The following is a 25,483-nucleotide window of genomic DNA, read 5'->3' on the forward strand; positions in this document are numbered from 1 at the left end:
CGCAGCGTAGGACGTTGGCCCGCGCCACTCAAACGGCTCAGCGAGGTGGGTGTTCGTCCACCATCACATCCGGGGGTCGGGCCGGACTGGTGCCATCATCCAGCATCGGAAGCGCCTTCGTCCGGCGGATGACGATGGGCGACTCGATGAGCCGCGGCGGCGTCGCTCGCGTGTCCGCGGGATCTGGCACCCACACCGGGTCCTCGGGAGATCGCCCCCGCTTCCACCTCCGGGGGACCCGCCGGAAACCCACCGGGTACACCGTGAGCTGCCCCTCTGCATCGAAGTGGAGCCGGAGGAAGTTCTTCCAGTCCGGAATCGACAGCGAGGAGAACGCTTCGTTGGGGTGACAGGAGAACACGTTGAGCGACAGCAGCAGGTACACGCCCACCGCCAGGGGCCCCACCAGCGCTCCGCCGCAGACGAGCAGCACGCCGCTGAGGAGATCCCTCCGCAGGCTCCACTGAAGCTCCGTCGCCAGCGGCGACGCGATGGCGGACACAGCCCAGGTGAGCAGCAGCGCCACGGCCAGGTGCGCCAGCCCATGCACGACGCCGGCGGCCTTCTTCCAGCCGGGCCCCCGCCGGCCGTCCGCGAACGCGACCGTGCCCATCAAAACCCCGGCCCCCAGCACCATCGACCCCGTGCTCTGCAACGCCGCGTTGATCAGCTCCCGGAACGAGGGCGCTCCCACCGTCCCCACGCTGAGATGCGTGGCCACGCCCCAGCCCAGCAGCGCGTAGACGCCTCCCATGAACACGCCGAACCACGGGTTGATCGCGGTGAACAGCAGGTTTCGCCAGGTGATCCACTGGGACGTCCGCTGGGACGGGTAGCTCGCCTTCTGCACGAAGCCGCCCGGACGCTGATCCACCTTGGGCAGGTGCGTGGGATGCAGGAACGCCCCTCCCCCACCCGCGATGATCTTCTGCCGCCCGTCCGCGTTCTCGTGCCGGCGGTAGTGGTGCAGGTCCCCCGCCAGGAAGACGCTCACCTTCTTGCCCAGCACCTTCTGCTCCAAAAAGTCGATGTTGTGGTCCAGGAAGCCGCGGCCCGCACGAGGCGTCACCTGCTGCTTCACCCACTCCGGCTCCGCGTTGCAGAGGATGATGCGATCCGCGGGATGCATCCGCGCCGCCACCTTCTGGAAGAACTCCACCTGCGGCGCGTCCAGGTCGGACTCCAGCTGCATGTCCGTGCCCAGGAGCCACCAGCCGTGGGGCAGCCGCAGCGCGAAGTAGCTGCGCTGCTGCTGCGTGCGCCAGGCGTTGGAGCGCCGCCCCTGGCAGAACAGGCGCGTGAAGGACACCAGCCCGTCGTACCAGTCATGGTTGCCCGCCACCGCGAACAGGTGCGGCCGGTGGCGCCGCTTGTTCAGCGCATCCTCGTAAGGCACCACCGTGCGAGCCTGGTACTCGCCCACGCTCGCGGTCGGGTACACCTCGTCTCCGCCGAACACGAGCACGTCCCCTCCCCGCGTGACGTGCGTCGCGCCGGCTGCATCCGCCAGCGTCAGCTCCGGCGCCATCACCGCGGACGCCACCGCGTAGGTGGAGTCCCAGCCGTCGCCCAGGTCCGCCACGTAGTCCAGCCACAGCTCGTCGCGCGGATGGCCCTCGTCATCCACCGAGTAATCGAACGCCAGCGGCTGGGGCCGGGCCACTGCGTCCAGGAGCCGCCGGTCCGCCTGCTGGCCGAACGTCCCCGACAGGAGCGCCTTCACTCCCGACTTCACGAGCACGGCGGGGTCGTACCAGGACACCATCTTCCGGCCCGGGGGCGTCTCCGGCCGCGGCGCGGGCTCGGCGCGGCGGCCGGGAAGGCGGCTCACATCGGAGGTGCGAACGGCCATGTCCCCTCCTCTACCGCCCGCCACGCCTGCCCTGGCTGCGTCCGGCGGTTCGACGCAATGAGCGCGTCCGCGAAGCGGTCCGCGAGCGCCGCGATGGTGAGGCTCGGATTGGGCCCGGTGGGGCCGGGCATCATCGAGCCGTCGGCCACGTACAGCCCCGGGTGCCCGAAGGCCTCACCCGTCGAGTCCACCACGCCCTCGTCCGGCCCGCGCCCCATGGGACAGCCGCCCAGCGGGTGCACGGTGATGACCCGGCTCAAGTAGCTGAGCGGGTTCTGCATCAACCGCCCCTCCAGTGTCCGAGCGATGTCCGCCATCGACTGGCGCACCTCGTTGAAGTACTCGCGCGAACCGCGCATCCGCCAGTCGATGTCCAGCATCCCGTCGTCCGTCAGCCGCATGTGGCCATTGGGGAGGTCGCGCCCCATGCCCAGCAGCGGCAGCGACGTCGCGGAGCCCAGGCAGTCGCCAAACAGCTCGGCGATCTCGTCGCTCACGTCGGAGTCGTGCGCGTGTCCCGTCCACCCGCGGATGAGGCGCCACGTCAGCTTGAGGCCGCGCTCCAGCAGCGGCACCTGGCGCGCGCCCTCGTAGAGCCAGTTGACGAACTCCGGGTAGCCCGCGTCCTCGATGTAGTAGCCACGGCCCGTGCCGCCCTCCTCCTGACTCCGGAAGTGCAGCGCGCTGGTGATGACCGGCCCGTGCCCGCCGTCCAGCATGCGCGGCAGTTTCCGGCCGGTGCTCGAGTCGTGGCACTGGCGCATGAAGCCCAGCAGGTCCCCGTTGCCGCAGAAGCGCGTGCCCAGCTGCCGGCTCAGCCCGGGGAAGCTCCGCCGGTTCTTCAAGAGCAGGAACGGCGTTGCGAACGTGCCCGCCGCCAGCACCAGCCGGTCCCCGGTCACCGTGCTGCGAGGAAGCATCGACTTCGGCCCTTCGCGCGGCACGTCCTCCGGCGTCTGCGTGTGGTCCAGGTAACGCATCACGTAGCCGCCACCCTCCGCGGGCCAGAACTCGGTCACCTCCGCGAGCGTGCGCAGCTCCGCTCCCGCGCGCTTCGCCGCGGACAGGTACGTGTAATCGAGCGTGTTCTTGCTGCCCGTGTTGCACCCGATGTCGCACTCCCCGCAGAGGTGACAGGTGGTGCGCGTGCGGCCGTGGAGGTTGGGATGCTCCTCGCGGATGGGCTCGCCCGGGACGGGCACGTCGCCGGGGTTGCCGAAGGTCACGGCCAGCGGCGGCAGCTGCCAGTCGTCCGCGCGGCCCAGGCGCTCCGCCGCGATCCGCATGGCCAGCGTCTTCGCGGTGGACGCATAGGGCGCGTGCTCCAGCGGGTAGCGCTGAGCGCCCATCATCCGCTCCACGGCGTCGTAGTGCACCTCCAGGTCGGCGCGGGTGACGGGCCAGTCCTCGTAGCCTCCGTTGCACAGGTCCTCGTGGATGAAGGTCTTCTCGTCCTTGCGCAGGAGCACGTTGGCGTAGATGAGCGACCCTCCGCCCAGCCCCGCGGACACCACGCCGCCCAGCCCCTCGAACGACCAGACGTTGAACAGGCCGAGCATGCCCTGGCTCGGGTCCCAGAAGTTGTGGCGCATGGCGTACGGGCTGCGCGCGAAGGAGCCCGGCGGATACGCCTTGCCCCGCTCCAGTACGCACACCCGCAGGCCCGCGTCCGCCAGCCGCCACGCCATCACCGAACCGCCGAAGCCCGAGCCCACGATGACGACATCGAAGTGGTCAGCGGTCGTGCTCATGCGCGGCCTCCCCTCCTCGCTCGTGGATCGGCGCCTCGGCGGCGTAGAGGTCCCAGAGCGCGCCCAGGAACAGGTGGCCGAAGCGGGCCATCACCTCGGCGCCCTCCACGCCTCCGCGCGACGAGCGCATGCTGGAGACCAGGCGGATCAGCTCCCGCATGCCCAGCACCAGGACGCCCGCGCCCACGACGGGGCCTCGCGCGTCCACGCCCTGGTGCAGGTAGCTGTAGAGGCGCGTGGTGTCGCGCCACAGGTCCGGCCCCGGGTCGTCGCGCAGCGTCTTCGTGCCGTCCAGGTAGTAGTCCTGGCCGTGCGCCTGGAAGCGCAGGCCGTAGGTCATGATCTTCGTGCGCGGGTCATCCGTGGCACGGAAGAGGTTGAAGCTCCCCTCGCGCACGGGGATGTCGAAGCCCAGCGGCTTGTACTGCACGTGCGCCACCAGCCGGGCCGCGTGGTTCGCGTCGCGGATGAACGCCTCCATGTCGTCGATGGTGATGGTGCAGTGCATGGTGAAGGGCGTGGAGCGCCCGTCGTGGGCGCCCGCCTCGGGGTCGGTGGCGCCCATCGCGAGCGGGCCGGCCATCGTCTCGCGGAAGCTCAGGTCGTTGGCGGGTTCGGTCATCTGCGTGATCTCCGGGGTGAGGGGCAGGCCCTGGGCGTCCGCCACCGCGAGGTAGCGGCAGGCGTCCGAGTAGCCCTGGTCGACGAGCGTCGCGGCCGTGACGCGGCCCGCGTAGACCTCCGGGTCCAGGGGCAGCGGGTGCTCGGGCTTGATGAGGTGCACGGTGATGGGCCGCGCGTGTCCCGGCACCTGCTCGCCCGCGAGGATGCGCGCGTTGAGCTCGCGCACCTGCTCCAGTTGGGCGAAGAGCGCGCCGTTCGCGCTCAGCTCGATCATGTGGACGTACTGGCGGAAGAAGCCGTGGTGGTACCGGGGCGTGTTGCCAATGCACCAGGCCACCCAGATTTCGTCCGCGCCCCGGCGGACGGCCTCCATCACGTTGGCGTCCTGGATCCACACCGAGTCGAGGAACAGGTGCCCGTCCCTCGCCACCGGGGGCAGGATGAGCGGCGGGGAGAGGCCGGCCACCAGCAGGTCGCGGTCCACGTCCGTGTGCGGAATGGCCTCGTTCGTCTTCCGGGTGAAGTCGCAGACGTTGAAGGTGCCTGAACGCTCGCGATTCGCGCGGATGGCCTCCACGTCCACGCCCAGGTGCGGGAAGACGCGCTGGGTGACGCCGTCCGCGTCCCCCACCGCCGCGAGCCCCCAGGGCCGCGAGCATTCATCCAGCGGCATCAGCGACACGAAGTCCTTCACGTCCAGCGTCCGCCACCGCTCGCACATCTGCGCGGGGGACAGGCCGGACAGCCACATCGCCAGGGTGATGATGCCGCCGGACGTGCCGTCCACATGGGCGAAGGACAGCCGCGCGTCCGTCAGCGCGCGCACCACCCCCGCCTGCCACGCGACGCGAATGCCGCCGCCCGACAGCACCAGTGAACGCCGTGGCGCCTCCACCGGAGACGTCTGCCCGGGCGCGCTCGCACTGACGGCGGGCGGCGGCCTCGGAGGGAGCACCTCGCCCCGGGCCGCCTCCGCCACGCGCAGCGCGTTGACGGAGGGGCCGGCCAACTCTGGAGGCGCCACCTCCGCCCGGGGCTTGAGCACGGTGATGATCTGCTCGCGCTGGCGCAGCGAAGCGTAGAAGCCCAGCGCCAGCACGGCGGCCACCGCGTCGAACGCGGCCAGGCTCAGCCCCAGCGGCGACATCAGGCCGCGCGCCACGGCGATGAGCACCAGCACGCACGACCCCACCTTCTGGAGGCCGGACCACAGGAAGGCGGCCTGGTTCTCGCGGGGCTCGTGCAGGCCATGCAGGAGCATGCAGCCGAACAGCACCAGGAACATGCCCATGAAGCGGAAGAAGTGCACGGGCGCGGCGGACGCATTCGCGTGCAGCAGGCGCAGCTCCGGCCCCGGGATGAACAACTGCGCCACGCCGAGCAAGACGGTCACCCACCCGACGACCGCGAGCGACCAGCGCCAGGGCCGCCCCTTGAAGCGCGCCTGGTGCTCCAGCCATCGCGACGCGGCCGGGCTCATGCGTGGGCCTCGCGGCGCGGAAACAGCAGGCACGCCTTCGCCAGCCCCAGGAGGCCGCCGCGCGTCATGGCCGCGCGTCCCCGCTCGGATGCGCGTCCGGCAGCGGCCCCTCGGTCTGGAGCACCTTCAGCGGTGCCCCAACCGACTCCGGCGGCGGCATGGGCGTCGGGTCCTGCCCCAGGTCCACCACGCTCCGGAGTCCTTCCGGGTACGTGTCCAGAGGCGGTGAGGGCTGGGTGAGGAACCACGACTCGAAGTGGTCATCCAGCACGCCGCTGGACGCCGGGAAGAAGCCGGTGAAGAACGGGCGCGGGGAGATGCCCAGGGCGCGCAGCGCCTGCACGCGAGGGTGGTCTCCCAGCTCCAGCGTTCCCCGCGCCCGCCGCCCCACGCGGAAGGCGAACCGGCCGCGGAAGTAGAGGGTGGACTTCATCAGCATGCCCCGGAAGGCGCAGTAGTTCACCGCCGCCATCCGCAGCGGCAGCCACGCGAATCGCGGGCGCTCGATGCGCAAGCGCACCGCCAGTTGGCCGCCCTCTTCGTAGCGGCTGCTCACGGAGCCGTCCTCCATGCGGAAGTCCAGCCGGGCCAGGTGCTTGGGCATGCCCCAGATGCCTTTGCCGCCCTTCACGGAGACCTCCGTGTTCACCGGCAGGTCCACCACGTACTGCCCCGCGCCGTAGCGCTTCTGGAACAGCAGCGGCAACAGGGGTGGCGCCAGCCTTCGGCCGTGCGTGCACGCGAGCGCGATGCTGAACTCGATGTATGCGCCGATGTCCGTCCGCAGGTAGTCGATGACGGAGAGGAGCAGCACGCTCCGGTCGCGCGACACGCGCAGCGGGTGCAGCTCGTTGCCGGGTAGCAGGCTCGCCGCGCGGCGGGCGTCCACGGTGAAGGCGGCCCACATCGCCGGGGCCCCCTTCGAGTCCACCGGCAGCACGTAGGGGATGTCATCCACCCGCGAGTAGCGGCCGGACTGTTGCTGGATCCGTCGAGGGAGGAACATGGCAGGCCTTTCGTCAGTGGGTTGCCCGGGGGCGATCCAGCTCTTCGAGGATGAGGGGGAACACGTCCTGCGACGCGCGCTTGCCCATGAAGACGTCCAGGTGGCCGTAGCCCGGCAGGACGTGCAGCGCGTGCCGGCCCGGGTGGAAGTGCTCCAGGTGTTCGAAGCTGCGGCGCTGGCTCTCCGCGAGGAAGCAGCGGTTCTCCTCGCCCGCGAACAAGACGAAGCGCGCGTCCGTCTGGGGCTCGCGCACGCCCAGGTCCTCCGGCAGCGCGCGCATGCCCTCCACCGGCACGAGGCGGCCGGCGCGCACGCACGCGTCCATCTGGCGGAAGAAGCTGAAGGGCACCGGGCCGAACTCGTGCTGGAGCCAGTCGTGCGTCTGGGCGTTGAGGTTCTCGTGGCGCCACAGCACCGGGAAGCCCGTGCCGTAGGTGAAGCTGGTCCAGCGGCAGACCAGGTTCTCGCACTCGTGATGCGTGGCCTGGACCACGCGCGTCAGCATCCGGGCCGTGCGCGTGGGGCCGCCGTAGGCCCACTGCGGATCCAGGTACGGCGTCAGGTGCGAGACCAGCGGCGCGGCATGGTGCAACTTCAGCTTCGCGGTCGCGGGCACCACCGGGTGCAGCGACACCGCGTTGCTGAGGATGAGGTCCACCTCCGGCAGCAGCCCCGCCACCGCGGCCATGGTGAAGCTGGTGGAGCCCTGGCAGTGGATGATGGCCTTGACCGTGTCCGCGCCCGTCCTCTCCCGCACGGTGCGGATGGCGGGCGGGTGATCCAGGACGGCGGCCTGGTCCAACGTCCACTCGGCCGGCTCCACGTCCATGCTGGCGCGCCAGTTCTCCAGCCACACGTCGTAGCCGTCATCTATCAGCGCATCCACCACGGTCTGGCGCACCGGCGCGCGGAAGATGTTCCCGCGCACGCCAGCCCCGTGCACCAGCACCACCGGCCCCTTGTCCGCCCTATCGAGGCCGCTCAGGTGCACCAGGTGCAGCGCACGCCCGTCCCCCGCGAGGAAGGGAACAATCTCCTCGGAGTAGCGAGTCGCATGGATGGTTTCCGCGGGCATGACGACGTCCCCCACACCGCAAACGTTGGGCGGTGCGAGGGAGGCGACAACCGGCGCGCAATCCCGCCCGAGGCACCGCTCGCCGCGGCTGACAGGGCTCACGGACGACGGCGCGGCGCTGCCCTGTCACTCCGCCCACATCCGCCCGCGGAGTGCTATGCGTGAAGGCATGGACGCGGACACGGGCTGGAGCGACTACGAGGGCGGCGTGACGCTTGGGGGCATGGGCGGTCAGGGTGGCACCATCGTGCGGGACGAGGGCCTCCACGGCCTCTTGCGACTGACCTATGAAGCAGATGACTCGCGCTCCTTCCACGTCGTCACCTGCGGCATCTCCGGGTGGCTGGTGCATCCGCGCTTCTTCGACAACGCGGCGGACGCGCTCCACGCCTTCGAGTCCATGAAGCCCGCGCTGGAAGAGCTGGGCGCGAAGCTTCCCGAGGGCGGACCAAGGTCCCCGGCGGACGGACGGGCCGCGGGTCCACTGCTCGCCGCCTTCCGCGTGCGCTATTCCTGAGTCGCGGTCCTGCCGCGCAAGGATTGCTTAAGGTTCTCCCGAGATAACCCGGTTCGCCGTCCGGTCAGCCCCGGACGGCCCCGCGGGCGGCATCTCCGCCGCCCCTGGCTCCCGAGTTCCCGGAGGAACCCCGCATGAAGTGCGAATCCCCTCATCAGGACCTCTCCCCCAAGATCATCACGCGCCGGAGCATCCTGCGCGGCATTGGCCTGTCGCTGGCCGCGGCCCCCATGGCGAAGCTGCTGGTCGCCTGCGGTGGCGACGACGACACGACGGGCGGCGACACGAACAGCAACACCGATGCGGGCACGGGCGCGGACTCCGGCGTGGCGGCCCCGGGCTTCTGGGCCACGGGCGGCACCGCGGCGATGACAGCCGCCGCCGCGTATCCGGATCCGTTCGCGTCCGGCCTGGGCACGGTGTGCAATCTCACCTGTGAGGCCACGCTGGGGCCCTGCTACGCGACCACGGTGGACCGCAAGGACATCAGTGAGGGTCATGACGGCCTGCCGGTGCGCCTGGCCTTCCTCGTCGTGGACGAGGCGTGCAAGCCCATCCCGGGCGCCACGGTGGACATCTGGCACGCGGGGCCGGAGGGCCTGTACTCCGGCGAGGACGCGATCGACTTCTGCACGTCCGGTGACGCGACGGCCCGCGCGGCGCGGTGGTTCCGCGGCGTGCAGACCACGGACGCCAACGGGCGCGTGGACTTCGACACGTGCTTCCCCGGTTGGTACAGCAGCCGCACCATTCACATCCACTTCACGGTGCGGGTGAACGGCCAGGAGTTCGTCACGTCCCAGCTGTTCTTTGACGACTCGACGAGCGACGACATCGTCAACAACCAGCCGCTCTACAACACCCGCGGCGCGCGCGACACGACCAACCAGAACGACACGGTGGTCTCCGGGGACGCAGTGGGCGACTACCTCTTCGCCACGCAGCGCATGTCGGACGGCGCGATGCTGGCGTCCAAGACGCTGGTCATCCGCTCCTCCCTGGGCAGCGCGAACTGCGCCATGCCGGGCGGCAGCGGCGGTGGCGGTGGCCCTGGTGGTCCCCCGCCGGGCGGGGATGGTGGCATGGGTCCCCCACCTGGCTGGGATGGCGGCATGGGGCCTCCGCCGCCGGGCTTCGACAGCGGCATGCCCTGAACTAGGGTGAGACGGCCCTCCGGAGTCCTCCGGGGTGGAGTGCCCGAAGGGAGGCATGGCGCATGGGCGACCGCATCCTGCTGGTGGAGGATGACGACCAGCTCGGGTCCCAGATTGTCGGGCACCTGCGCGGCGCGGGCTTCGAGCCCGTGTGGTGGCGCGAGGGCCGGATGCTCGTGTCCGGCGAACTGCCGGACGTGAGCCTCGTGGTGTTGGACCTGATGCTCCCGGGCACCTATGGCCTGGACATGCTCAAGGCGCTGAGGACCTTCTCGGAGGTCCCGGTGCTCATCCTGAGCGCGCGCAATGACACGCTGGACAAGGTCCGGGCGCTGAAGCTGGGCGCGGACGACTACATGACCAAGCCCTTCTGGCCGGAGGAGCTGGTCGAGCGCGTGCGCGCGCGCCTGCGCCGCCCCACGCTGCAGAAGGAGCAGGCGGTGGTGGAGGTGGGGCCCCTGCGCATCGACCTGCAGGGGCACATGGTGCAGGTGCAGGGGCGGCCTGTGGAGCTCACGCGGGTGGAGTTCGAGCTGCTCGCGGCGCTGGCGCGCAGGCAGCAGGAGGCGGTGACGCGGCAGTGGCTGGTGGAGCACGTGTTGGATCCGGAGCGTGAGGGCACCGAGCGCACGCTGGACGTCCACGTGTCGCGGCTCCGGCGCAAGCTGGGGCCGGTGAAGTGCGTGGAGACGGTGTGGGGCGTGGGCTACCGGCTGGTGCCCGGGGAGGCTGCGTGAAGCTGCGGTTGCGGCTGGCACTCACGGCGGTAGCGGTGACGGTGCCCGCGGTGTTCGCGCTGGTGCAGGTGGAGCACTCGGTGCGCCGCCGCACCACGGACGAAGTCATCATCGCTTCCACGCTGTCGCAGATGCAGTCCGGAGGACGCGAGCGCTGCGAGGCCGCGCCCGAGACCTGGATGGTCCGCCCCCGCTCGCAGCGTCCTCCCTGGGAGCGCGAGGGCCCGCCCGAGGGCAACAGCGGCCCGCCTTCGGGAGCCGTCGCGCCAAACGAGCCGCCGGGAAACGGCCCCGGGAGGGGAGGACCGAGCCTCGGGGACGAGGGCCCCTTCCGGCTGGGAGCCCGGGGCCCGATGGGACGCCGCCTACCGCCGTTGAGCCTCTATCCCTTCGACGGGCAGTTCGTTTCGCGAAACCCGCAGGCCCCCACGGTGGACGAAGAGCTGCGCAAGGGCGTGCAGGACGACGGCGTGGGGGTGCGCCGCTACTCGAAGACGGACGGCGCGCTGGTGCAGGACCTGCTGTTGCGCATGCCCTGGGATGGAGGGCCGTGCGAGTACGTGCTCGCGCGTCGCGTGGAGCCTCCGGGGTCACCGGAGGTGGGGCTGCCGCCGCTGTACGTCTGGGGCGTGCCCACACTGCTCCTCCTGTCCGCGATGGTGGTGGCGCTGGGGCCGGTAGTGCAGCGCTTGCGCCGCCTGACGGAGGAGGTACGCGCGTCGTCAGGCAGCGGCTACGAGCAGCCGGTGACGGTGACTGGCAGCGACGAGATCGCGGAGCTGGCCAGGGCCTTCCAGCAGGCGCGAGCGGAGATTCAAGCACGGATGGCGCAGCAGCAGGCGCGCGAGCAGACGCTGCGCGACTTCCTGGCGAACACCACGCACGACGTGATGACCCCGCTCACAGTGTTGCAGGGGCACCTGGCCGCGATGCAGCAGCGGATGAGCGCGGGTCAGCCGCTGGAGTCGGGCCTGATGCTGTCCGCGATGAGCGAAGCCCACTACATGGCCTCGCTGGTGCACAGCCTGGGAGCGGCGGCGAGGCTGGAGGCAGGATCCCCGCAGGTGCTGCACGCGCCGGTAGACCTGAACGCGTTGGTTTCGCGAGTGCTGGGCCGGCACCAGCCCATCGCGAGGCCGCAGCGCATCTCGTTGGAGAGCGGAGTGCCGGCGACGCCCACCTGGGTGATGGGTGACGAGACGCTGCTGGAGCAGGCGGTGAGCAACGTGGTGCTCAACGGCATCCGTTACGGGCGCGAGGACGGCCACGTGGCGGTGGTGCTGGCGACGACGCGCCAGCAGACGTTCCAGCTGAGGGTCATCGACGACGGGCCAGGCATCTCCGAGGAGGAGCGATCGAGGATCCTGGAGCGCCGCTTCCGAGGCAACTCGGCCCGCACGAGGGAGCCGCAAGGTCAGGGCCTGGGACTGCACATCGTGCACAACGTGGTGGAGCTGCACGGCTGGAAGATGAACCTGGCCCCGTCGGAATACGGAGGCCTGGAGGTTGCCTTCACGGGCCCGCTGATGTCCCCTCCCGAGTGACAGGCGGCACCTGGGACCCTGGCCACGGGTTGGAAGAGGAGGCAGCGGTTCCGGAGGCTCGACGAACTCCCCCTGCATGTGTCGGCACTGTTCGAGGAGGCCCAGTCCTGGGCCAGGACGAACTCGGGTCCACATGGCGCCCACAGCCACCATCTCCGCCCGAAGCCGGGAGGCAGGCCGTACGCCTTGTAATAGCCCTCCACGTCCTTCTCCTCGAAGTTCGGAGTGCCCAGAATGGCCAGGTCAGACAGCGCGAACCTGCGGTGCCCACCGCGCGAAGTAGGGCAAGGCTGAGAGTCAGGACCTGCGGAAAGGAAGGCGGCCCGCGCTCCAAGGTACGCATCGGCACGAGCCTACCCGCTGGACGTGTCGGCTACCTCAGCGCGACCAACTCACCACGAAGTCCACGACTCCAGGCTCAATAGCTCCAGCCTCGCCACGAGCCACTACCCGAGCTGGAGCCGGTCAATGCCGATGTTGTGCATGGGAATGACCCGGACCTTCGCGTTCGGACGCGACGCCTCGAATCGTTCGACAGGGGCGGCAACCTGCTCTTCCGAAAGCAGTGAGCACCCCTATCCGTGAGCATCTGGCTCCGCTGGCAACACGACCAGCGTCTCCGCAGGGGAGTCGCTCCAAGCAGAGCACCAGAGGCCCGGTAGCAAATTCCGAGCCCCGGAGTTCTCCGCGAGGACGCGAACCTCTCGGATCTCGGCAGTGGCCCGCCACGGCACGCTGGACTGGGACAGTGGCAAGGCAGAGTCGACGGCAGGGCCCGCCCGCCGGGCGCGTTGTTTCAAAACCTGTCCGACAGTCGGACAAGTTTTCGCAACCCGGGCCCCGGGGCCACGCCCCAGCCATGTCAGCCCCCTGTGGTTGGATGGCGATACTGGGACGAGGAAGGGAGATGGGGATGGGACGGGGTGGACTCGTGGCGTACGTGGAAGCAGAGCTCGAGCGCCAAATCGCGCTGGGGCAAATCCACCCGTCCGGGCAGTTCGCGTCGGAGGTGGAGCTGGCGCGTCGCATGAAGGTGTGTCGGGGCACCATGCGCGAGGCGCTGCGGCGGCTGGCGGCGCGGGGCCTGGTGGTGCAGCGCCCCGGTCGCAAGACGCGCGCGGTGGCACTGGATGAGTCGCTGACGCTGGAGAACCTGGGGCTGGCGCTGCATGACGCGCGCTCGTCTGAGGCCCGCTGGCTCCTGGACGGCTACTTCAGCCTCCGGCGACAGGTGCTGATAGAGCTGCTGGTCGACTGCTGCGCGAAGGCCTCCGAGCGGGACCTGGACGCGCTGGGCAGCCTCTGCTTCAGGCTTTGGGACATAGCGAAGTGGGAATTGGGAGAACGCTGCGCCCAGGTAGAGTTCGAGCTGCTTCGGCTGGCGGCCCGGGTGGCGGAGCGGCCCGGGCATGTGCTCCTCGTTCAATCCCTGCATCGGGCCTTCCTGGGAGGTGCGGCCCGACTGCTGCCCTTCATGGGAGGTGAGGCGCTGCGCGAGTGGGTCATTTGCGCGTCGGATGCCCTGAGGGAGCGCGACACGCAGGCACTCCAGCAGAACCTGCCAACGCTGATGAGGGCTTACGACGAGCGCTTGCTGAACGCCTTCGCCCCCAGCGTCCCGAAACCTTTCACCGCCGAGGCTCCACCTGTCCAAGAGCCCCCTCAGCGAAATCCCCCGACAGTCATCGAGCCTTGCGGTTTGCAGGAGTCAGGCCCGGGCGCGGCGACGGAAGTCGCTGGCCAGCTTGGGCCCATTCCCAAGCCAGATGTGCCGACGGAGGCATGCCCCTGCGTGAATGAGCGTGGCCTCGGCCACCCTGTGCAAATCACCGGCCCCGATGAGGCGTTGGAGTCGCGCCCTGACACTGGGGAGGACGGCGGCCATGGCTGCCTCGTGCCCATCAAAGACGCGGCGCTGATGGTTCAGCCGATAGAGGGAAGCGAGCCTTCTGCGATGGAAGACCCGAAAGCCCCCTCGTCACCCGGCGGCCTCCTTGAACATTCCCGCGAAGGCGCTCAGATGGACGATGGGACGCGTCCCGGGCACCTGGAATCCCCTCGCCACCTCGGCGACGGGCTCACCGCGGCTGGCGCTTCCATGGCCTATTGCTCAGAGCCACCAGCGTCTTCGTGACCGGCGAGGGCCCTCCGAGCCTGATTTCCTGAAGGCTCGCGCACCGCGCCGTGCTCGAGTGCCTGCGCCAATTGCCTTCCGCGACGCTTCTGTCCGTACGGTGCTTTCGCTTTCAACGGCCAGCGGCCTTCACGCGGTGGACTCAGCTCGGAGCCCCACCGTGTCCGCCCCGAAGTGGGGCGGACACGGTCCAGCTCCCCTCCCTTCACCGAGCCACGAGCTGGACGCGACCCGGCTCCCCTCTCCTGAGGCTCGCTACCGCGTCGCGGCCCGGCGGCGCGCCGGCGTGCGCCCCTTGGAGGCCCGGTGCGCCTGCGCCTTCATCGCCGGAATGCGCCGCGCCTTGTGCGCTCGCGCCTTCACTGATCCCCGGCGCGCATAGCCCGCGGGCCGTATTGCCTTCTTCGCCGACACCGTCTTCTTGCGGGGAGCCGTCGCGCGGGCGGCGGGCCGCATCGCTTTCTTCGCCACGGGGCGCTTGCGCATCGCGGGCCTCGCCTTGCGCGCCGGTGCCTTCTCCATCCTGCGCAGCTGTGCCTCGAAGCGCGACAGGGCCGTGCGGAACAGCGCGGCCTTGCGCCGCGTGTCCATGCGCCCGCCCATCACGCGGTTCCCCATGGGGACGCGCCGGGCCTCACGGCGCAGTTTGTGCGTCAGCTTCTCGTACCGGGTCACCAGGCCTCGCGCGCCCCTCACCATCCCGATCAGCTCTCGCCGGGACAGCTCCATCAGGTTGCGCGGTGCACTCGCCAGCACCAACCGCATCTCCCGCGCGTTCATCAACGCCGTCCCCGTTTGCCGCATCTTGCGCATGTCCACCCCCTGCCTCGGGTTCACCAAACAGTCGCAAGGTGTGGGGCCGCTCCCAGTGACGGCAAGGAGGACACGGGCGGGGCCTGCCCCACCGCCCGTCCCCGCGGACCAGGGCCGCTGTCCGGCACTCAGCCGGAAGCGCTCTCCGCCCGTGCCTCCAACAGCACCGCCAGCTTCTCCAACGCCAGCCGCGCGCGCGTCTTCACCGTGCCCAGCGGCTGGCCCGTCTTCCGCGCAATCTCACTCTGGGACAGCCCGTCGAAGTACGCGAGCAGCACCACCTCGCGCTGCTCCGGCGGCAGCCGCGCCAGCGCCACGCGCACCCGCGACTGTTCCTGCGCCGCAGCCGCGGAGTCGTCCGGCGACAGTGGCGTCGCACTCACCGGCGGCGGCTGCTGGGCCACCCCATCCACCATCCGCGACACCGTGCCCAACGAACGCAGCCGATCAATCGCCCGCGTCCGCGCGATGGTCGTCACCCACGTCTCCAACCCGCCCCGCAGCGGGTCGAACTCGCGCGCCCGGCGCCAGACCTCCAGGAAGGCCTCCTGCAGGACCTCCTCCGCGTCCGCCCGCGTGGGCAACAGCCGCACCGCGATGGCGAACACCCTCGCGGAGCAGCGCGCGTAGACGTCCCTCATGGCCGCCGCGCTGCCGAGCGCCACCTGCCTCAGCAGGTCGCGGTCGGCCGACAGGTCACTCGCTTGCTGAGCAGCGGAGTCGTTGGGCGCCATGTTCGTCCCGGATACCGCAACCGGAGGGGCGGATCCCAGCTTCAACTATCGGAGCCCGTCCACCCAGCCCCTCGGGGTGGGCGACCGCTCCCTCCGTTCCTAACGTTGACAGGCCAACGCGCTCAGGTGGTCGCCCTCTCCAATCAACAACACCCGCACATTGCCGCCTGGAGCCACTGACTCACAGTCCTATAAGGGGCCGCCAGCCGATATGACCGAACGACTCGGAAGCGTGTTCATCGAGAACGTCCAGCCGGAGCTGGACGCGGGCCGCTACGCCATCAAACGCGTCGCCGGTGAGAGCCTCACCGTCCGGGCGGATATCTTCAAGGAGGGCCATGACGTGCTCGTGGCCGTCGCCCGCTGGCGCCAGGTCACCCCCGCCTCCCAGAAGACGGACTGGGCGGAGGTCCCCCTCACCTTCAAGAACAACGACGCGTGGGAAGGCTCCATCCCGCTCGCGCGCAACGGCCGCTACGAATACACGATTGAAGCCTGGCCGGACCTCTTCCGCACCTGGGCCCATGAGCTCAAGCGCAAGGTGGACGCCGGCCGCGACGTGAAGAGCGAGCTGTTGGAAGGCGCCGCGCTGTTGGAGGGCGCCGCCGCGCGCGCCAGGGGCAGGTCCGCGGAGGACCACCGGATGCTCGCCGAGGCCGGAGCCCGCCTGCGCACGCCGCCCACGCCGGACCACCTGCTGGTCGCGCTGTCCCCCGAGCTGGCGGACGCCGCGTCACGGCACCCGGACCGCTCGCTCGCTCGCGCGTACGACAAGGTGCTGGAGGTGTTCGTGGACCGGGAGAAGGCGCGCAACGCCGCCTGGTACGAATTCTTCCCGCGCTCCGCCAGGCGGGATGGCAAGACGCATGGCACCTTCAAGGACGCGCAAGCCTGGCTGCCGTACATCCAGAGGCTCGGCTTCGACACCGTCTACCTCCCGCCCATCCACCCCATTGGCCGCACCGCTCGCAAGGGCAAGAACAACAGCCTTCGCGCGGAAGCAGGGGACGTGGGCAGCCCGTGGGCCATTGGCGCCGCGGAGGGCGGACACAAGGCCGTGCACCCGGAGCTGGGCACGCTGCAGGACTTCCGCGCGTTCGTGGACGCGGCGAAGGCCCACGGCATTGAAGTGGCGCTCGACCTGGCCTTCCAGTGCTCGCCGGACCACCCGTACGTGAAGGAGCATCCGGAGTGGTTCCAGCACCGTCCGGACGGCACCATCAAGACGGCGGAGAACCCGCCCAAGCGCTACGAGGACATCGTCAACTTCGACTGGATGGGGCCCGCGCGCGACTCGCTCTGGAAGGAGCTCAAGTCCGTCGTCCTGCACTGGGTGGACAACGGCGTGCGGACCTTCCGCGTGGACAACCCGCACACCAAGCCCATCCAGTTCTGGCACTGGCTCATCCGCGAGGTGCAGGACCAGCACCCGGACGTCCTCTTCCTGTCGGAGGCCTTCACGCGCCCGAAGGTGATGAAAGCCCTGGCCAAGGTCGGCTTCACCCAGTCGTACACGTACTTCACGTGGCGCCTCTTCAAGCAGGAGTTGCAGGACTACCTGGAGGAGATCACCTCCCCGCCCGTGGCGGACTACTTCCGCGGCAACCTCTGGCCCAACACGCCGGACATCCTCCCGGAGAACCTCCAGAACGCGGGCCCCGGCGCCTTCCGCCTGCGCGTGGCGCTGGCCGCGACGCTGTCGTCCGTGTGGGGCATGTACTCGGGCTACGAGCTGTGCGAGGGCCGGCCGGTGCCGGGCAAGGAGGAGTACCTGGACTCGGAGAAGTACCAGCTCGTGGCCTGGGACTGGGACCGGCCGGGCAACATCTCCGAGTGGATCGCGAAGCTCAACGCCGTCCGCAAGGCGCACCCCGCGCTCCAGCAGTATCAGGGCCTGCGCTTCTTCGACTCCGACAACGACCGCGTCCTCTTCTACGGCAAGCGCTCGCCGGATGGCCTCAGCACGGTGCTGGTGGCGGTGAGCCTGGATCCGTACACGCCGCAGGAGGCGCTGCTGCGCGTGCCCATGGAGTGGCTGGGCGTCAACGCGGAGGAGACCTATCAGGTGCACGAGCTGATGGCTGATCAGCGCTCGCTCTGGCAGGGCCCGGACGTGCAGGTGCGCCTGACGCCCGAACAGCCCGCGGCCATCTGGGCCGTGTACCGCTACCGCCGCACCGAACACGCGTTCGACTACTTCGAGTGACTCCCTCCGAGAGGCGTATGGACCAGGATCCGCTTTGGTACAAAAAAGCGCTCATCTACGAGCTGCACATCCGCGCATTCCATGACTCCAACGGAGACGGCCACGGGGACATCCCGGGCCTGATCGAGAAGCTGCCGTACCTCCAGGACCTGGGCGTGGACTGCCTGTGGCTCCTGCCGCACTACCCGTCCCCGCTGCGCGACGACGGCTACGACATCGCGGACTACTACGGCATCCATCCGGACTACGGCACGCTCGCGGACTTCCAGCGCCTGGTGGAAGAGGCGCACAAGCGCGGCTTGCGAATCCTCATCGAGCTGGTGGTCAACCACACCAGCGACCAGCACCCCTGGTTCCAGGAGGCCCGGCGCGACCCGAAGAGCCCCAAGCGCAACTGGTACGTCTGGAGCGACACCGACGAGACCTACAAGGGCGCGCGCATCATCTTCACCGACACGGAGCGCTCCAACTGGACGTGGGATCCGGTGGCCAAGCAGTACTTCTGGCACCGCTTCTTCAGCCACCAGCCGGACCTCAACTACGACAACCCCGAAGTGCAGGAGGCCATGCTGGACGTCATGCGCTTCTGGCTCAACATGGGCGTGGACGGGTTCCGCTGCGACGCCGTGCCCTACCTCTTCGAGCGCGAGGGCACCAACTGCGAGAACCTCCCGGAGACGCACGCGTTCCTGAAGCGCCTGCGCAAGACCATCGACTCCGAATACCAGGGCAAGGTGCTGCTCGCGGAAGCCAACCAGTGGCCCGCCGACGTGCGCGTGTACTTCGGCGAGGGCGATGAGTTCCACATGGGCTTCCACTTCCCGGTGATGCCCCGCCTCTTCATGGCGGTGCGCCGCGAGGACCGCACGCCCATCGTGGAAATCATGCAGCAGACGCCGGACATCCCGGACAACTGCCAGTGGGCCATCTTCCTGCGCAACCACGACGAGCTGACGCTGGAGATGGTGACGGACGAGGACCGGGACTACATGTACCGGGAGTACGCCACCGACCCGCGCATGCGCATCAACCTGGGCATCCGCCGCCGGCTGGCGCCGCTGATGGACAACGGCCGGCGCCGCATCGAGCTGATGCACAGCCTGCTGTTCACCCTGCCCGGCACGCCGGTCCTCTACTACGGGGACGAAATAGGCATGGGCGACAACATCTACCTGGGCGACCGCAACGGCGTGCGCACGCCCATGCAGTGGACCGGCGACCGCAACGCGGGCTTCAGCCGCGCGGACTATGCGCGCCTCTTCGCGCCCGTCATCGCGGACCCCGTCTACGGCTACCAGTCCATCAACGTGGAGGCGCAGGAGCGCCAGAAGTCGAGCCTCCTGCAGTGGGTGAAGCGGATGATTGGCATCCGCCAGCGCTACCCCGTCTTCGCCATGGGCAGCCTGCGCTTCCTCACCACGGAGAACCGCAAGGTGCTGGCCTTCGTGCGCGAGTGGGACGGCCAGACGGTGCTCGTCGTCTGCAACCTGTCGCGCTTCGCGCAGCCGGGCGTGCTGGACCTGCGCGAGTTCAGTGGGAGCATCCCGGTGGAGTTGATTGGAGAGACGCCGTTCCCCCGCATCAGCGACCTGCCCTATCAGCTGTCGATGGGGCCCTACATGTTCCTGTGGTTCCGCTTGGACAAGCCGCTGCAGGCGAAGGAGTAACCCCGCGTGACGCCCCTGGACCTGACCAAGCTGCCCGACTTCCTCAAGACCCAGCGCTGGTTCGCTGGCAAGGCCTGGCCCATCAAGAGCGTCAGCGTGGTGGACCACGTGACCCTGGAGCTGGGCGTGTGCGCCTTCACCCTGGCCATCATCGAGGTCGTCTACGAGCTGGGAAATCCGGAGCGCTACCAGATCATGGCCCGGCAGACGCCGGAGGGACTGGTCAGCGCGCTGGAAGACGATGACTGCGTGCGCGCCCTCTTCAACCTCGCGCGCGAGGGGAAGCAGGTGGCCTCCGGCTCCGGCCGCGTGGTGGGGGAGTGGATCGCCTCCACGGACAGCGGCGTGGCCCTGCCGGATCCGCTCACCGTGCGCCGGCTCAACGTGGAGCAGAGCAACACCTCGCTGGTGCTGGGCGAGCGGGTCATCGTCAAGGTCATCCGCAAGCTGGAGGCCGGGGTGAACCCCGAATACGAGGTGGGCCGCTTCCTCGCCACGAAGACGAACTTCCGCGCGACGCCGCAGCTGGTGGGCGCGCTGAACCTGGAGGGCCCTGCGGGCGCGACGCTCGCGCTGGCGCACCGCTTCGTGCCGGCCGCCGTGGACGGCTGGAAGTACGCGCTGGAGCGGCTGCGCCAGGAGAAGGCGCTGGGCGATGGCTTCCTCGCGGACATGCGAGAGCTGGGCACGCGCCTGGGAGACCTGCACAAGGCCTTCGCCTCCGCGGGGCCGGACGACCTGGCGTTCTCCCCGGAGCCGCTGCTCCAGGAGGACCTGCAGCGCTGGAGCGCGTCCATCGTGGGCGAGCTGGGCGTGACGCTCGCGGACGCCGGGCGGGTGCACGCGGACCTGGACGTCCGCCGCGACAGCCTCATCGCGTACGCGAAGCGGCTGGCGCAGGTGGCCCCGTCCGGGCAGAAGATCCGCATCCACGGCGACCTGCACCTGGGCCAGGTGCTTCGCTCGGACGGCCAGTGGCTGTTCTTCGACTTCGAGGGCGAGCCGTCCCGTTCCTTCACCGCGCGCCGGGAGAAGTACAGCGCGCTCCGCGACGTGGCGGGGATGATCCGCTCGTTCGACTACGCGGAGGCCACCGTGGCGCTGGAGGGCGGCCAGCCGCGCGGGCGCGTGGGCCCCACCCGCGACGCGTTCCTGGAGGGCTACCGCCAGGCGACGCGGGGCGCGCCCTTCCTGCCCGACAGCGATGAAGCCTTTGACGTGATGTTGCGCGCCTTCGAACTGGAGAAGCTGTTGTACGAAGTGCGCTACGAACTCGCCAACCGGCCGGACTGGGTGCGCATCCCCGTCGAGGCCCTGTTGCGCATGGAGGATGCCCAGTGAGGAAGCCGGTGGACAGAGCACAGGTGGACGCGGAGCTGCAGCGCGTGGTCGAGCTTCGCCATCCGGAGCCCCACTCCGTGCTGGGCGTCCACCCGGACGGCGACGCGGTGGTGGTGCGCGCGTACCGTCCGGACGCCGTGGCCATCCACGTGCTGCCGGAGTTCGGGGGCAAGGTGCCCATGCAGCACCGCACCGGCGGCGTCTTCGAGGCGCGCATCAACGGCCGCACGGAGCCCTTCAGCTACCTGCTGGAGGTGGAGTACCCGGGCAAGAAGGTCTTCACGCTGCGCGACCCGTACAGCTTCCTGCCCACCATCGGGGAGATGGACCTGTACTTCGCCGGCGAGGGCCGCCACGAGCGGCTCTGGGAGCGCATGGGCGCGCACCTCATCCACCACAACGGCGTGAAGGGCACGTCCTTCGCGGTGTGGGCGCCCACCGCCCGGGGCGTGTCCGTGGTGGGCGACTTCAACGGCTGGGACGGGCGCCTGCACGCCATGCGGCGCATGGGCTCCTCCGGCATCTGGGAGCTGTTCATCCCCGAGGTCGGCGAGGGCACCCGCTACAAGTTCGAGATCCGTCCCGGCCACGGCGGTGGCCCGCTGCTCAAGTCGGATCCCTTCGCCTTCCGCACGGAGACCCCGCCCGCCACCGCGTCGGTGGTGCATGACCTGCGCCGCTACAACTGGGGCGACGACGCGTGGCTGGAGGGGCGCGACCGCCGCGGAGAGGCGGCCCAGCAGCCGTGGAGCGTCTACGAGGTGCACCTGGGCAGCTGGCGCCGCGTGGTGGAGGACGGCGACCGGCCCATGACGTACCGCGAGCTGGCGCCGGAGCTGTCCCGGTACGTGAAGGAGCTGGGCTTCACGCACGTGGAGTTCCTGCCCGTGGCGGAGCACCCCTACGGCGGCTCCTGGGGCTACCAGGTGGGCGGCTACTACGCGCCCACGTCGCGCTTCGGCCACCCGGACGACTTCCGCTACCTGGTGGACTACCTCCACCAGGAGGGCATTGGCGTCATCGTGGACTGGGTGCCGGGCCACTTCCCGCGCGACAGCCATGCGCTGGGCCAGTTCGACGGCACGGCGCTCTATGAGCACGCGGATCCACGCCAGGGTTCGCAGCCGGACTGGGGCACGCTCGTCTTCAACTTCGGCCGCAACGAGGTGCGCAACTTCCTCATCGCCAACGCGCTGTTCTGGCTGGAGGAGTACCACATCGACGGGCTGCGCGTGGACGCCGTGGCCTCCATGCTCTACCTGGACTACAGCCGCAAGCAGGGCGAGTGGATCCCCAACCGCTGGGGCGGCCGCGAGAACGAAGAGGCCATCCAGTTCCTGCGTGAGCTCAACGAGACCATCCGCCGCAAGCACCCGGGCGTGGTGGTCATCGCGGAGGAGTCCACCGCGTGGCCCAAGGTGTCCCAGCCCGTCAGCGAGGGCGGCCTGGGCTTCACGTTCAAGTGGAACATGGGGTGGATGCACGACACGCTGTCGTACTTCTCCAAGGACGCGGTCTACCGGCAGTACCACCACAACCAGCTCACCTTCGGCCTGCTGTACGCGTTCAGCGAGAACTTCATGTTGCCCTTGAGCCACGACGAGGTGGTGCACGGCAAGGGCAGCCTCTACGGGCGCATGCCGGGAGACGCGTGGCAGAAGCGCGCCAACCTGCGCGCGCTGTTCGCGTGGATGTGGGCCCACCCGGGAAAGAAGCTGCTCTTCATGGGGGGTGAGTTCGGCCAGCCCGCCGAGTGGAACCACGACAAGAGCCTGGACTGGCACCTGCTCCACGATCCGGGCCACAAGGGCATCCAGAAGCTGGTGGGTGACCTGAACCGCGTGTACCGCGACCTGCCCGCGCTCTACGACTGCGACAGCGAGCCCCGGGGCTTCCAGTGGCTGCAGCCGGACGCATCCGCGGCGAACGTGCTGGCCTTCGTGCGCCGCTCGCGCACGCCCGGCCGCCACGTGGTGTGCGTGGCCAACCTGTCGCCGGTGCCGCGCGAGGATTATCGCGTGGGCTTCCCGCTCCACGGCCGTTACGTGGAGCTCGTCAACACCGACGCGGGGGAGTACGGCGGCAGCGGCCTGGGCAACCGGGGACAGGTGCACACGGAGCCCACGGGCTGGGACGGACAGCCCGCTTCCGCGGTGCTCACCCTGCCTCCGCTGTCGGTGGTGTGGTTCACGCCGGGGTAGGAGTCCCCCAGCCTCACCGAAAGGAACCGGGACATGACGGCAGCGAAGCGGAAGCTGGGAACGACGGGCCTGGAGGTGTTCCCCCTGTGTCTGGGCGGGAACGTCTTCGGCTGGACGGCGGACGAGGCCACCTCGTTCGCCGTGCTCGACGCCTTCGTGGAGGGCGGCGGCAACTTCGTGGACACCGCGGACGTGTACTCGCGGTGGATCCCCGGCCACGTGGGCGGCGAGTCGGAGACGGTGCTGGGCAGGTGGCTGGCCTCGCGCAAGGCGAAGGACCGCCTGGTGGTGGCCACGAAGGTCGGCGCGGAGACGGCGCTGGGCAAGGGCCTCACGCGCGAGCACATCGAGAAGAGCGTGGATGCGTCCCTGCGGCGCCTGGGCGTGGAGCGCATCGACCTGTACTACGCGCACTACGACGACCCCAACACGCCCTTCGAGGAGACGCTCCGCGCCTTCGACGCGCTGGTGAAGGCGGGCAAGGTGAAGGCCCTGGGCCTGAGCAACCACACGGCGGAGCGCGCGCGGGAGGCCCTGGACACGCAGAAGAAGCTGGGGCTCGCGCGGTACCAGGTGCTCCAGCCGGAGTACAACCTGGTGGAGCGCGCGAAGTTCGAGGGCGCGCTGCAGCAGGTGGCGGAGCAGGAGCAGTTGGCGGTGGCGCCCTACTTCGGGCTCGCCGCGGGCTTCCTCACCGGCAAGTACCAGGAGGGGAAGCCGGCGCCGGCGTCACCGCGCGCGGGCAACGTGCTCAAGAAGCACGGCAACGCGCGGGGCTGGGGCGTCGTCGCCGCGTTGAAGAAGGTGGCGGAGCGCCGCGGGGCCACGCCCTCGCAGGTGGCGCTCGCGTGGCTCACGACGCGGCCCACGGTGGTGGCGCCCATCGCCAGCGCCACGTCCGTGCCGCAGCTGAAGGAGCTGCTCGGGGCCTTCACCCTGAAGCTGGAGGCGGACGACCTGCGCGAGTTGGACCGCGCGTCGGCGGCTTGAGCCCTCAACGTTGAGCAGCGCGTGTTCTTGCCTGGAGTCCCAGACCTTCTGGTTCAGTTCTCATCCGCGACGAGCACGGTCTTCAGCCGCTCCAGCACGGCTTCCGGCATGTCGATGAAGGACAGGCCCACCTCGTAGCGGGCCACGCCCCCCTTGGGCAACGTGACGACCCAGACGATGCGCGCGGTGCACTCCAGCGAGCTGCCGTCCGGGAGGAACAGCTCCAGGTCCAGGCGCGAGCCCACGTCCTGCAAGTCGTCGGAGTAGATGCGCGCGCCCCCAAGGCTGACGTCGAGCACCTGCTTCTTGTCGCCTAGCTTCATCCGCGCGGGGCGCGAGTAGAGGGGCGCGTGGATGCGCGGGAACGCGCGGCGATCAATGGGAGAGGTCATCTGAAGTGTCACGTTCCGCCATCCTAGCGTGGCTGTCACGAAACGGCACATTGCCCCCCAAGCCGAGGAGGTGCGCCATGGGGTCGGACCACCTCCTCCGTGGGTTGCCGTCCACCCTACCTGGCATGACCGCCCCGGCCGTCGAGCTCCGGCGCATCCCGCGCCAGCTCGTCGCAGATGAGCGCCTGGATGCGGAAGGCCAGCCGCGCCTCCTGGACCAGCTCCTGCGCTTCGCCTTCCGTCAGCGGCACCTCGTCCAGGCGAGAGACCAGGCGGCCCTTGAAGGCGAGCAGCTCTCGCGCGGACACCGCGTTGTAGAAGGCCGTGCCCCGGCCGTTCTCCAGCTCGAACGCGCGCGCGACCTGTTCCGAGCGCTGCGGCGCCGTGTACAGGTCCTGCACGCAGCGCGCGTACGCATGGGCGATGAGCAGGTGCGGAGCCTCCGCCGCCACCTCGCGGATGCGCTCGGCGTGCAGCCGCGTCTCCGCGCAGGCGAAGGGCTTCGTGCGCGTGTCGCCGCAGAACCAGTCCAGGTCCGCCAGCAGCGCGGCGGCACGCCGCAGCTCCGGCAGTCGCAGCACGCGCGTGACCGGGCTGTCCTCCAGTCCCGGCAGCACGGACTCCAGCGCCTCGTAGACGGTGTGCAGCTGGCGCAGGTGGTTCACATAGTGGCGCGCCCGCACGAACTGTCCATAGACACCGCCGTTCCACGAGCCGTGGAAGAGCGCCTCCAGGAAGGTGGTCTGCTCCGACTGGCGCCGCGCCATCCCCGTCCCCTCCTCCAGCCGCAGCGACAGCCGCTGCGCGGACGGAAGGCCCACGAGCGCCGTGGAGGCCGAGGGAAGGCGGCGGTCCCTCGCGGAGCGCTCGAAGCCGCCCCAGCGGATCGTCCCCCGGACGCTCACTGCTTCCACCCGCCGGTGGGCGCCGCGTGGGCGACGATGGGGGCCGGCTCCTGCGCCTCGGCTTCGTGCGACGCCTGCAACTGGTGGATGGCCTCCATCAAGGTGTGGCCCAACGCGCGCAGCACGTCCTCCTCCAGGCGGAGCGTCACCGGCCCCACCGCCAGGTGGATATGCCCACAGCTGCACCGGGTCACCTCCGCGCACGGACCCCGCGCCAGCACCGCCCTGCAGCATCCCTGACCGAGCATCGCGATCTCCAGATGATTTTGATTATCGAAATCAAATTCATGAGGCCACAAGACCCTTCCGCCGTCAAGCCCGGTCCGTGCAGTTCAGCGCCGAGCCAGTGGACGACCCCCA

20 protein-coding genes are annotated in these 25,483 nt (G+C 69.8%); 10 read left to right on the plus strand and 10 right to left on the minus strand.

All coding sequences use genetic code 11. From position 1 onward, the window contains the following. Positions 1-37 precede the first annotated feature (37 nt). The 5 genes from KYK13_RS21400 to KYK13_RS21420 form a co-directional block, all read right to left on the minus strand. Positions 38-1,852 (minus strand): hypothetical protein, encoded by a 1,815-nt coding sequence (locus KYK13_RS21400; protein ID WP_223632233.1) that lies wholly within the window; start codon positions 1,850-1,852, stop codon positions 38-40. Beyond that, positions 1,828-3,603, minus strand: coding sequence for a GMC oxidoreductase (locus KYK13_RS21405; protein ID WP_223632235.1), 1,776 nt, complete (start codon positions 3,601-3,603; stop codon positions 1,828-1,830). Before KYK13_RS21405 ends, KYK13_RS21400 begins: the two co-directional genes overlap by 25 nt. Then, a complete protein-coding gene (locus KYK13_RS21410; protein WP_223632237.1) occupies positions 3,587-5,707 on the minus strand; it encodes a patatin-like phospholipase family protein in 2,121 nt (706 codons plus the stop codon). The genes KYK13_RS21405 and KYK13_RS21410 overlap by 17 nt, the downstream gene beginning before the upstream one ends. A gap of 64 nt (positions 5,708-5,771) precedes the next feature. Then, complete coding sequence (locus KYK13_RS21415) at positions 5,772-6,713, minus strand: acetoacetate decarboxylase family protein (RefSeq protein ID WP_223632239.1); 942 nt, start codon at positions 6,711-6,713, stop codon at positions 5,772-5,774. A gap of 13 nt (positions 6,714-6,726) precedes the next feature. Continuing rightward, positions 6,727-7,788, minus strand: a complete 1,062-nt coding sequence (locus KYK13_RS21420) for an alpha/beta hydrolase (protein ID WP_223632241.1) — start codon at positions 7,786-7,788, stop codon at positions 6,727-6,729. A 157-nt stretch (positions 7,789-7,945) separates the two neighbouring features. Here KYK13_RS21420 and KYK13_RS21425 point away from each other — a divergent pair, with 157 nt between their 5' ends. The 5 genes from KYK13_RS21425 (at position 7,946) to KYK13_RS21445 (ending at position 13,874) form a co-directional block, all read left to right on the plus strand. Further along, complete coding sequence (locus tag KYK13_RS21425; protein ID WP_223632243.1) at positions 7,946-8,305, plus strand: hypothetical protein; 360 nt, start codon at positions 7,946-7,948, stop codon at positions 8,303-8,305. Between the two features lie 134 nt (positions 8,306-8,439). Beyond that, positions 8,440-9,459 carry a protocatechuate 3,4-dioxygenase gene (locus tag KYK13_RS21430; RefSeq protein ID WP_223632245.1) on the plus strand — a complete coding sequence of 340 codons (1,020 nt, stop codon included), beginning with the start codon at positions 8,440-8,442 and terminating at the stop codon, positions 9,457-9,459. Positions 9,460-9,521: 62 nt separating this feature from the next. Continuing rightward, positions 9,522-10,196 carry a response regulator transcription factor gene (locus KYK13_RS21435; RefSeq protein WP_223632247.1) on the plus strand — a complete coding sequence of 225 codons (675 nt, stop codon included), beginning with the start codon at positions 9,522-9,524 and terminating at the stop codon, positions 10,194-10,196. Beyond that, complete coding sequence (locus KYK13_RS21440; protein WP_223632249.1) at positions 10,193-11,740, plus strand: cell wall metabolism sensor histidine kinase WalK; 1,548 nt, start codon at positions 10,193-10,195, stop codon at positions 11,738-11,740. The genes KYK13_RS21435 and KYK13_RS21440 overlap by 4 nt, the downstream gene beginning before the upstream one ends. A 907-nt stretch (positions 11,741-12,647) precedes the next feature. Continuing rightward, positions 12,648-13,874, plus strand: coding sequence for a FadR/GntR family transcriptional regulator (locus KYK13_RS21445; protein WP_223632258.1), 1,227 nt, complete (start codon positions 12,648-12,650; stop codon positions 13,872-13,874). Positions 13,875-14,129: 255 nt separating this feature from the next. Here the strand turns inward: KYK13_RS21445 and KYK13_RS21450 are convergent, their stop codons facing one another. Together KYK13_RS21450 and KYK13_RS21455 are read right to left on the minus strand one after the other, a co-directional pair. Continuing rightward, positions 14,130-14,687 carry a hypothetical protein gene (locus tag KYK13_RS21450; RefSeq protein ID WP_223632264.1) on the minus strand — a complete coding sequence of 186 codons (558 nt, stop codon included), beginning with the start codon at positions 14,685-14,687 and terminating at the stop codon, positions 14,130-14,132. A 128-nt stretch (positions 14,688-14,815) separates the two neighbouring features. Beyond that, positions 14,816-15,421: a sigma-70 family RNA polymerase sigma factor gene (locus tag KYK13_RS21455; RefSeq protein ID WP_223632266.1), complete on the minus strand. Its 606-nt coding sequence runs from the start codon at positions 15,419-15,421 to the stop codon at positions 14,816-14,818. A 211-nt stretch (positions 15,422-15,632) separates the two neighbouring features. Here KYK13_RS21455 and KYK13_RS21460 point away from each other — a divergent pair, with 211 nt between their 5' ends. From KYK13_RS21460 to KYK13_RS21480, 5 genes are read left to right on the plus strand one after another with little or no spacing between them, the layout of a single operon-like run. Beyond that, positions 15,633-17,627: an alpha-1,4-glucan--maltose-1-phosphate maltosyltransferase gene (locus KYK13_RS21460; RefSeq protein ID WP_223632268.1), complete on the plus strand. Its 1,995-nt coding sequence runs from the start codon at positions 15,633-15,635 to the stop codon at positions 17,625-17,627. Between the two features lie 17 nt (positions 17,628-17,644). Continuing rightward, entirely contained in the window at positions 17,645-19,294 is a 1,650-nt protein-coding gene (gene treS / locus KYK13_RS21465; protein ID WP_223632270.1) for a maltose alpha-D-glucosyltransferase, read from the plus strand. A gap of 6 nt (positions 19,295-19,300) precedes the next feature. After that, complete coding sequence (locus KYK13_RS21470) at positions 19,301-20,635, plus strand: phosphotransferase (RefSeq protein ID WP_223632272.1); 1,335 nt, start codon at positions 19,301-19,303, stop codon at positions 20,633-20,635. Then, on the plus strand, positions 20,632-22,836 hold the full coding sequence (glgB, locus tag KYK13_RS21475; protein WP_223632274.1) for a 1,4-alpha-glucan branching protein GlgB: 2,205 nt from the start codon (positions 20,632-20,634) through the stop codon (positions 22,834-22,836). Before KYK13_RS21470 ends, glgB begins: the two co-directional genes overlap by 4 nt. 33 nt (positions 22,837-22,869) lie before the next feature. Beyond that, entirely contained in the window at positions 22,870-23,826 is a 957-nt protein-coding gene (locus tag KYK13_RS21480) for an aldo/keto reductase (RefSeq protein WP_223632275.1), read from the plus strand. A 53-nt stretch (positions 23,827-23,879) separates the two neighbouring features. Here the strand turns inward: KYK13_RS21480 and KYK13_RS21485 are convergent, their stop codons facing one another. The 3 genes from KYK13_RS21485 to KYK13_RS21495 form a co-directional block, all read right to left on the minus strand. After that, positions 23,880-24,230 carry a PilZ domain-containing protein gene (locus KYK13_RS21485; protein WP_223632276.1) on the minus strand — a complete coding sequence of 117 codons (351 nt, stop codon included), beginning with the start codon at positions 24,228-24,230 and terminating at the stop codon, positions 23,880-23,882. A gap of 104 nt (positions 24,231-24,334) precedes the next feature. After that, positions 24,335-25,123, minus strand: coding sequence for a heme oxygenase (biliverdin-producing) (locus tag KYK13_RS21490; RefSeq protein WP_223632277.1), 789 nt, complete (start codon positions 25,121-25,123; stop codon positions 24,335-24,337). Then, positions 25,120-25,371 carry a hypothetical protein gene (locus KYK13_RS21495; RefSeq protein WP_223632278.1) on the minus strand — a complete coding sequence of 84 codons (252 nt, stop codon included), beginning with the start codon at positions 25,369-25,371 and terminating at the stop codon, positions 25,120-25,122. Before KYK13_RS21495 ends, KYK13_RS21490 begins: the two co-directional genes overlap by 4 nt. Between the last annotated feature and the right edge of the window lie 112 nt (positions 25,372-25,483).

This window comes from Corallococcus sp. EGB (assembly GCF_019968905.1).
In the GTDB taxonomy this organism is placed as follows: domain Bacteria; phylum Myxococcota; class Myxococcia; order Myxococcales; family Myxococcaceae; genus Corallococcus.

What these genes read in the sequence shown, in the direction of transcription:
- KYK13_RS21430 (WP_223632245.1), top strand. Translation starts at nt 8,440, where the DNA reads ATGAAGTGCGAATCCCCTCATCAGGACCTCTCCCCCAAGATCATCACG.
- treS (WP_223632270.1), top strand. Translation starts at nt 17,645, where the DNA reads ATGGACCAGGATCCGCTTTGGTACAAAAAAGCGCTCATCTACGAGCTG.
- KYK13_RS21410 (WP_223632237.1), bottom strand. Translation starts at nt 5,707, where the DNA reads ATGAGCCCGGCCGCGTCGCGATGGCTGGAGCACCAGGCGCGCTTCAAG.
- KYK13_RS21495 (WP_223632278.1), bottom strand. Translation starts at nt 25,371, where the DNA reads ATGCTCGGTCAGGGATGCTGCAGGGCGGTGCTGGCGCGGGGTCCGTGC.
- KYK13_RS21455 (WP_223632266.1), bottom strand. Translation starts at nt 15,421, where the DNA reads ATGGCGCCCAACGACTCCGCTGCTCAGCAAGCGAGTGACCTGTCGGCC.
- KYK13_RS21435 (WP_223632247.1), top strand. Translation starts at nt 9,522, where the DNA reads ATGGGCGACCGCATCCTGCTGGTGGAGGATGACGACCAGCTCGGGTCC.
- KYK13_RS21425 (WP_223632243.1), top strand. Translation starts at nt 7,946, where the DNA reads ATGCGTGAAGGCATGGACGCGGACACGGGCTGGAGCGACTACGAGGGC.
- KYK13_RS21405 (WP_223632235.1), bottom strand. Translation starts at nt 3,603, where the DNA reads ATGAGCACGACCGCTGACCACTTCGATGTCGTCATCGTGGGCTCGGGC.
- KYK13_RS21445 (WP_223632258.1), top strand. Translation starts at nt 12,648, where the DNA reads ATGGGGATGGGACGGGGTGGACTCGTGGCGTACGTGGAAGCAGAGCTC.
- KYK13_RS21400 (WP_223632233.1), bottom strand. Translation starts at nt 1,852, where the DNA reads ATGGCCGTTCGCACCTCCGATGTGAGCCGCCTTCCCGGCCGCCGCGCC.
- KYK13_RS21450 (WP_223632264.1), bottom strand. Translation starts at nt 14,687, where the DNA reads ATGCGCAAGATGCGGCAAACGGGGACGGCGTTGATGAACGCGCGGGAG.
- KYK13_RS21415 (WP_223632239.1), bottom strand. Translation starts at nt 6,713, where the DNA reads ATGTTCCTCCCTCGACGGATCCAGCAACAGTCCGGCCGCTACTCGCGG.
- KYK13_RS21460 (WP_223632268.1), top strand. Translation starts at nt 15,633, where the DNA reads ATGACCGAACGACTCGGAAGCGTGTTCATCGAGAACGTCCAGCCGGAG.
- KYK13_RS21420 (WP_223632241.1), bottom strand. Translation starts at nt 7,788, where the DNA reads ATGCCCGCGGAAACCATCCATGCGACTCGCTACTCCGAGGAGATTGTT.
- KYK13_RS21480 (WP_223632275.1), top strand. Translation starts at nt 22,870, where the DNA reads ATGACGGCAGCGAAGCGGAAGCTGGGAACGACGGGCCTGGAGGTGTTC.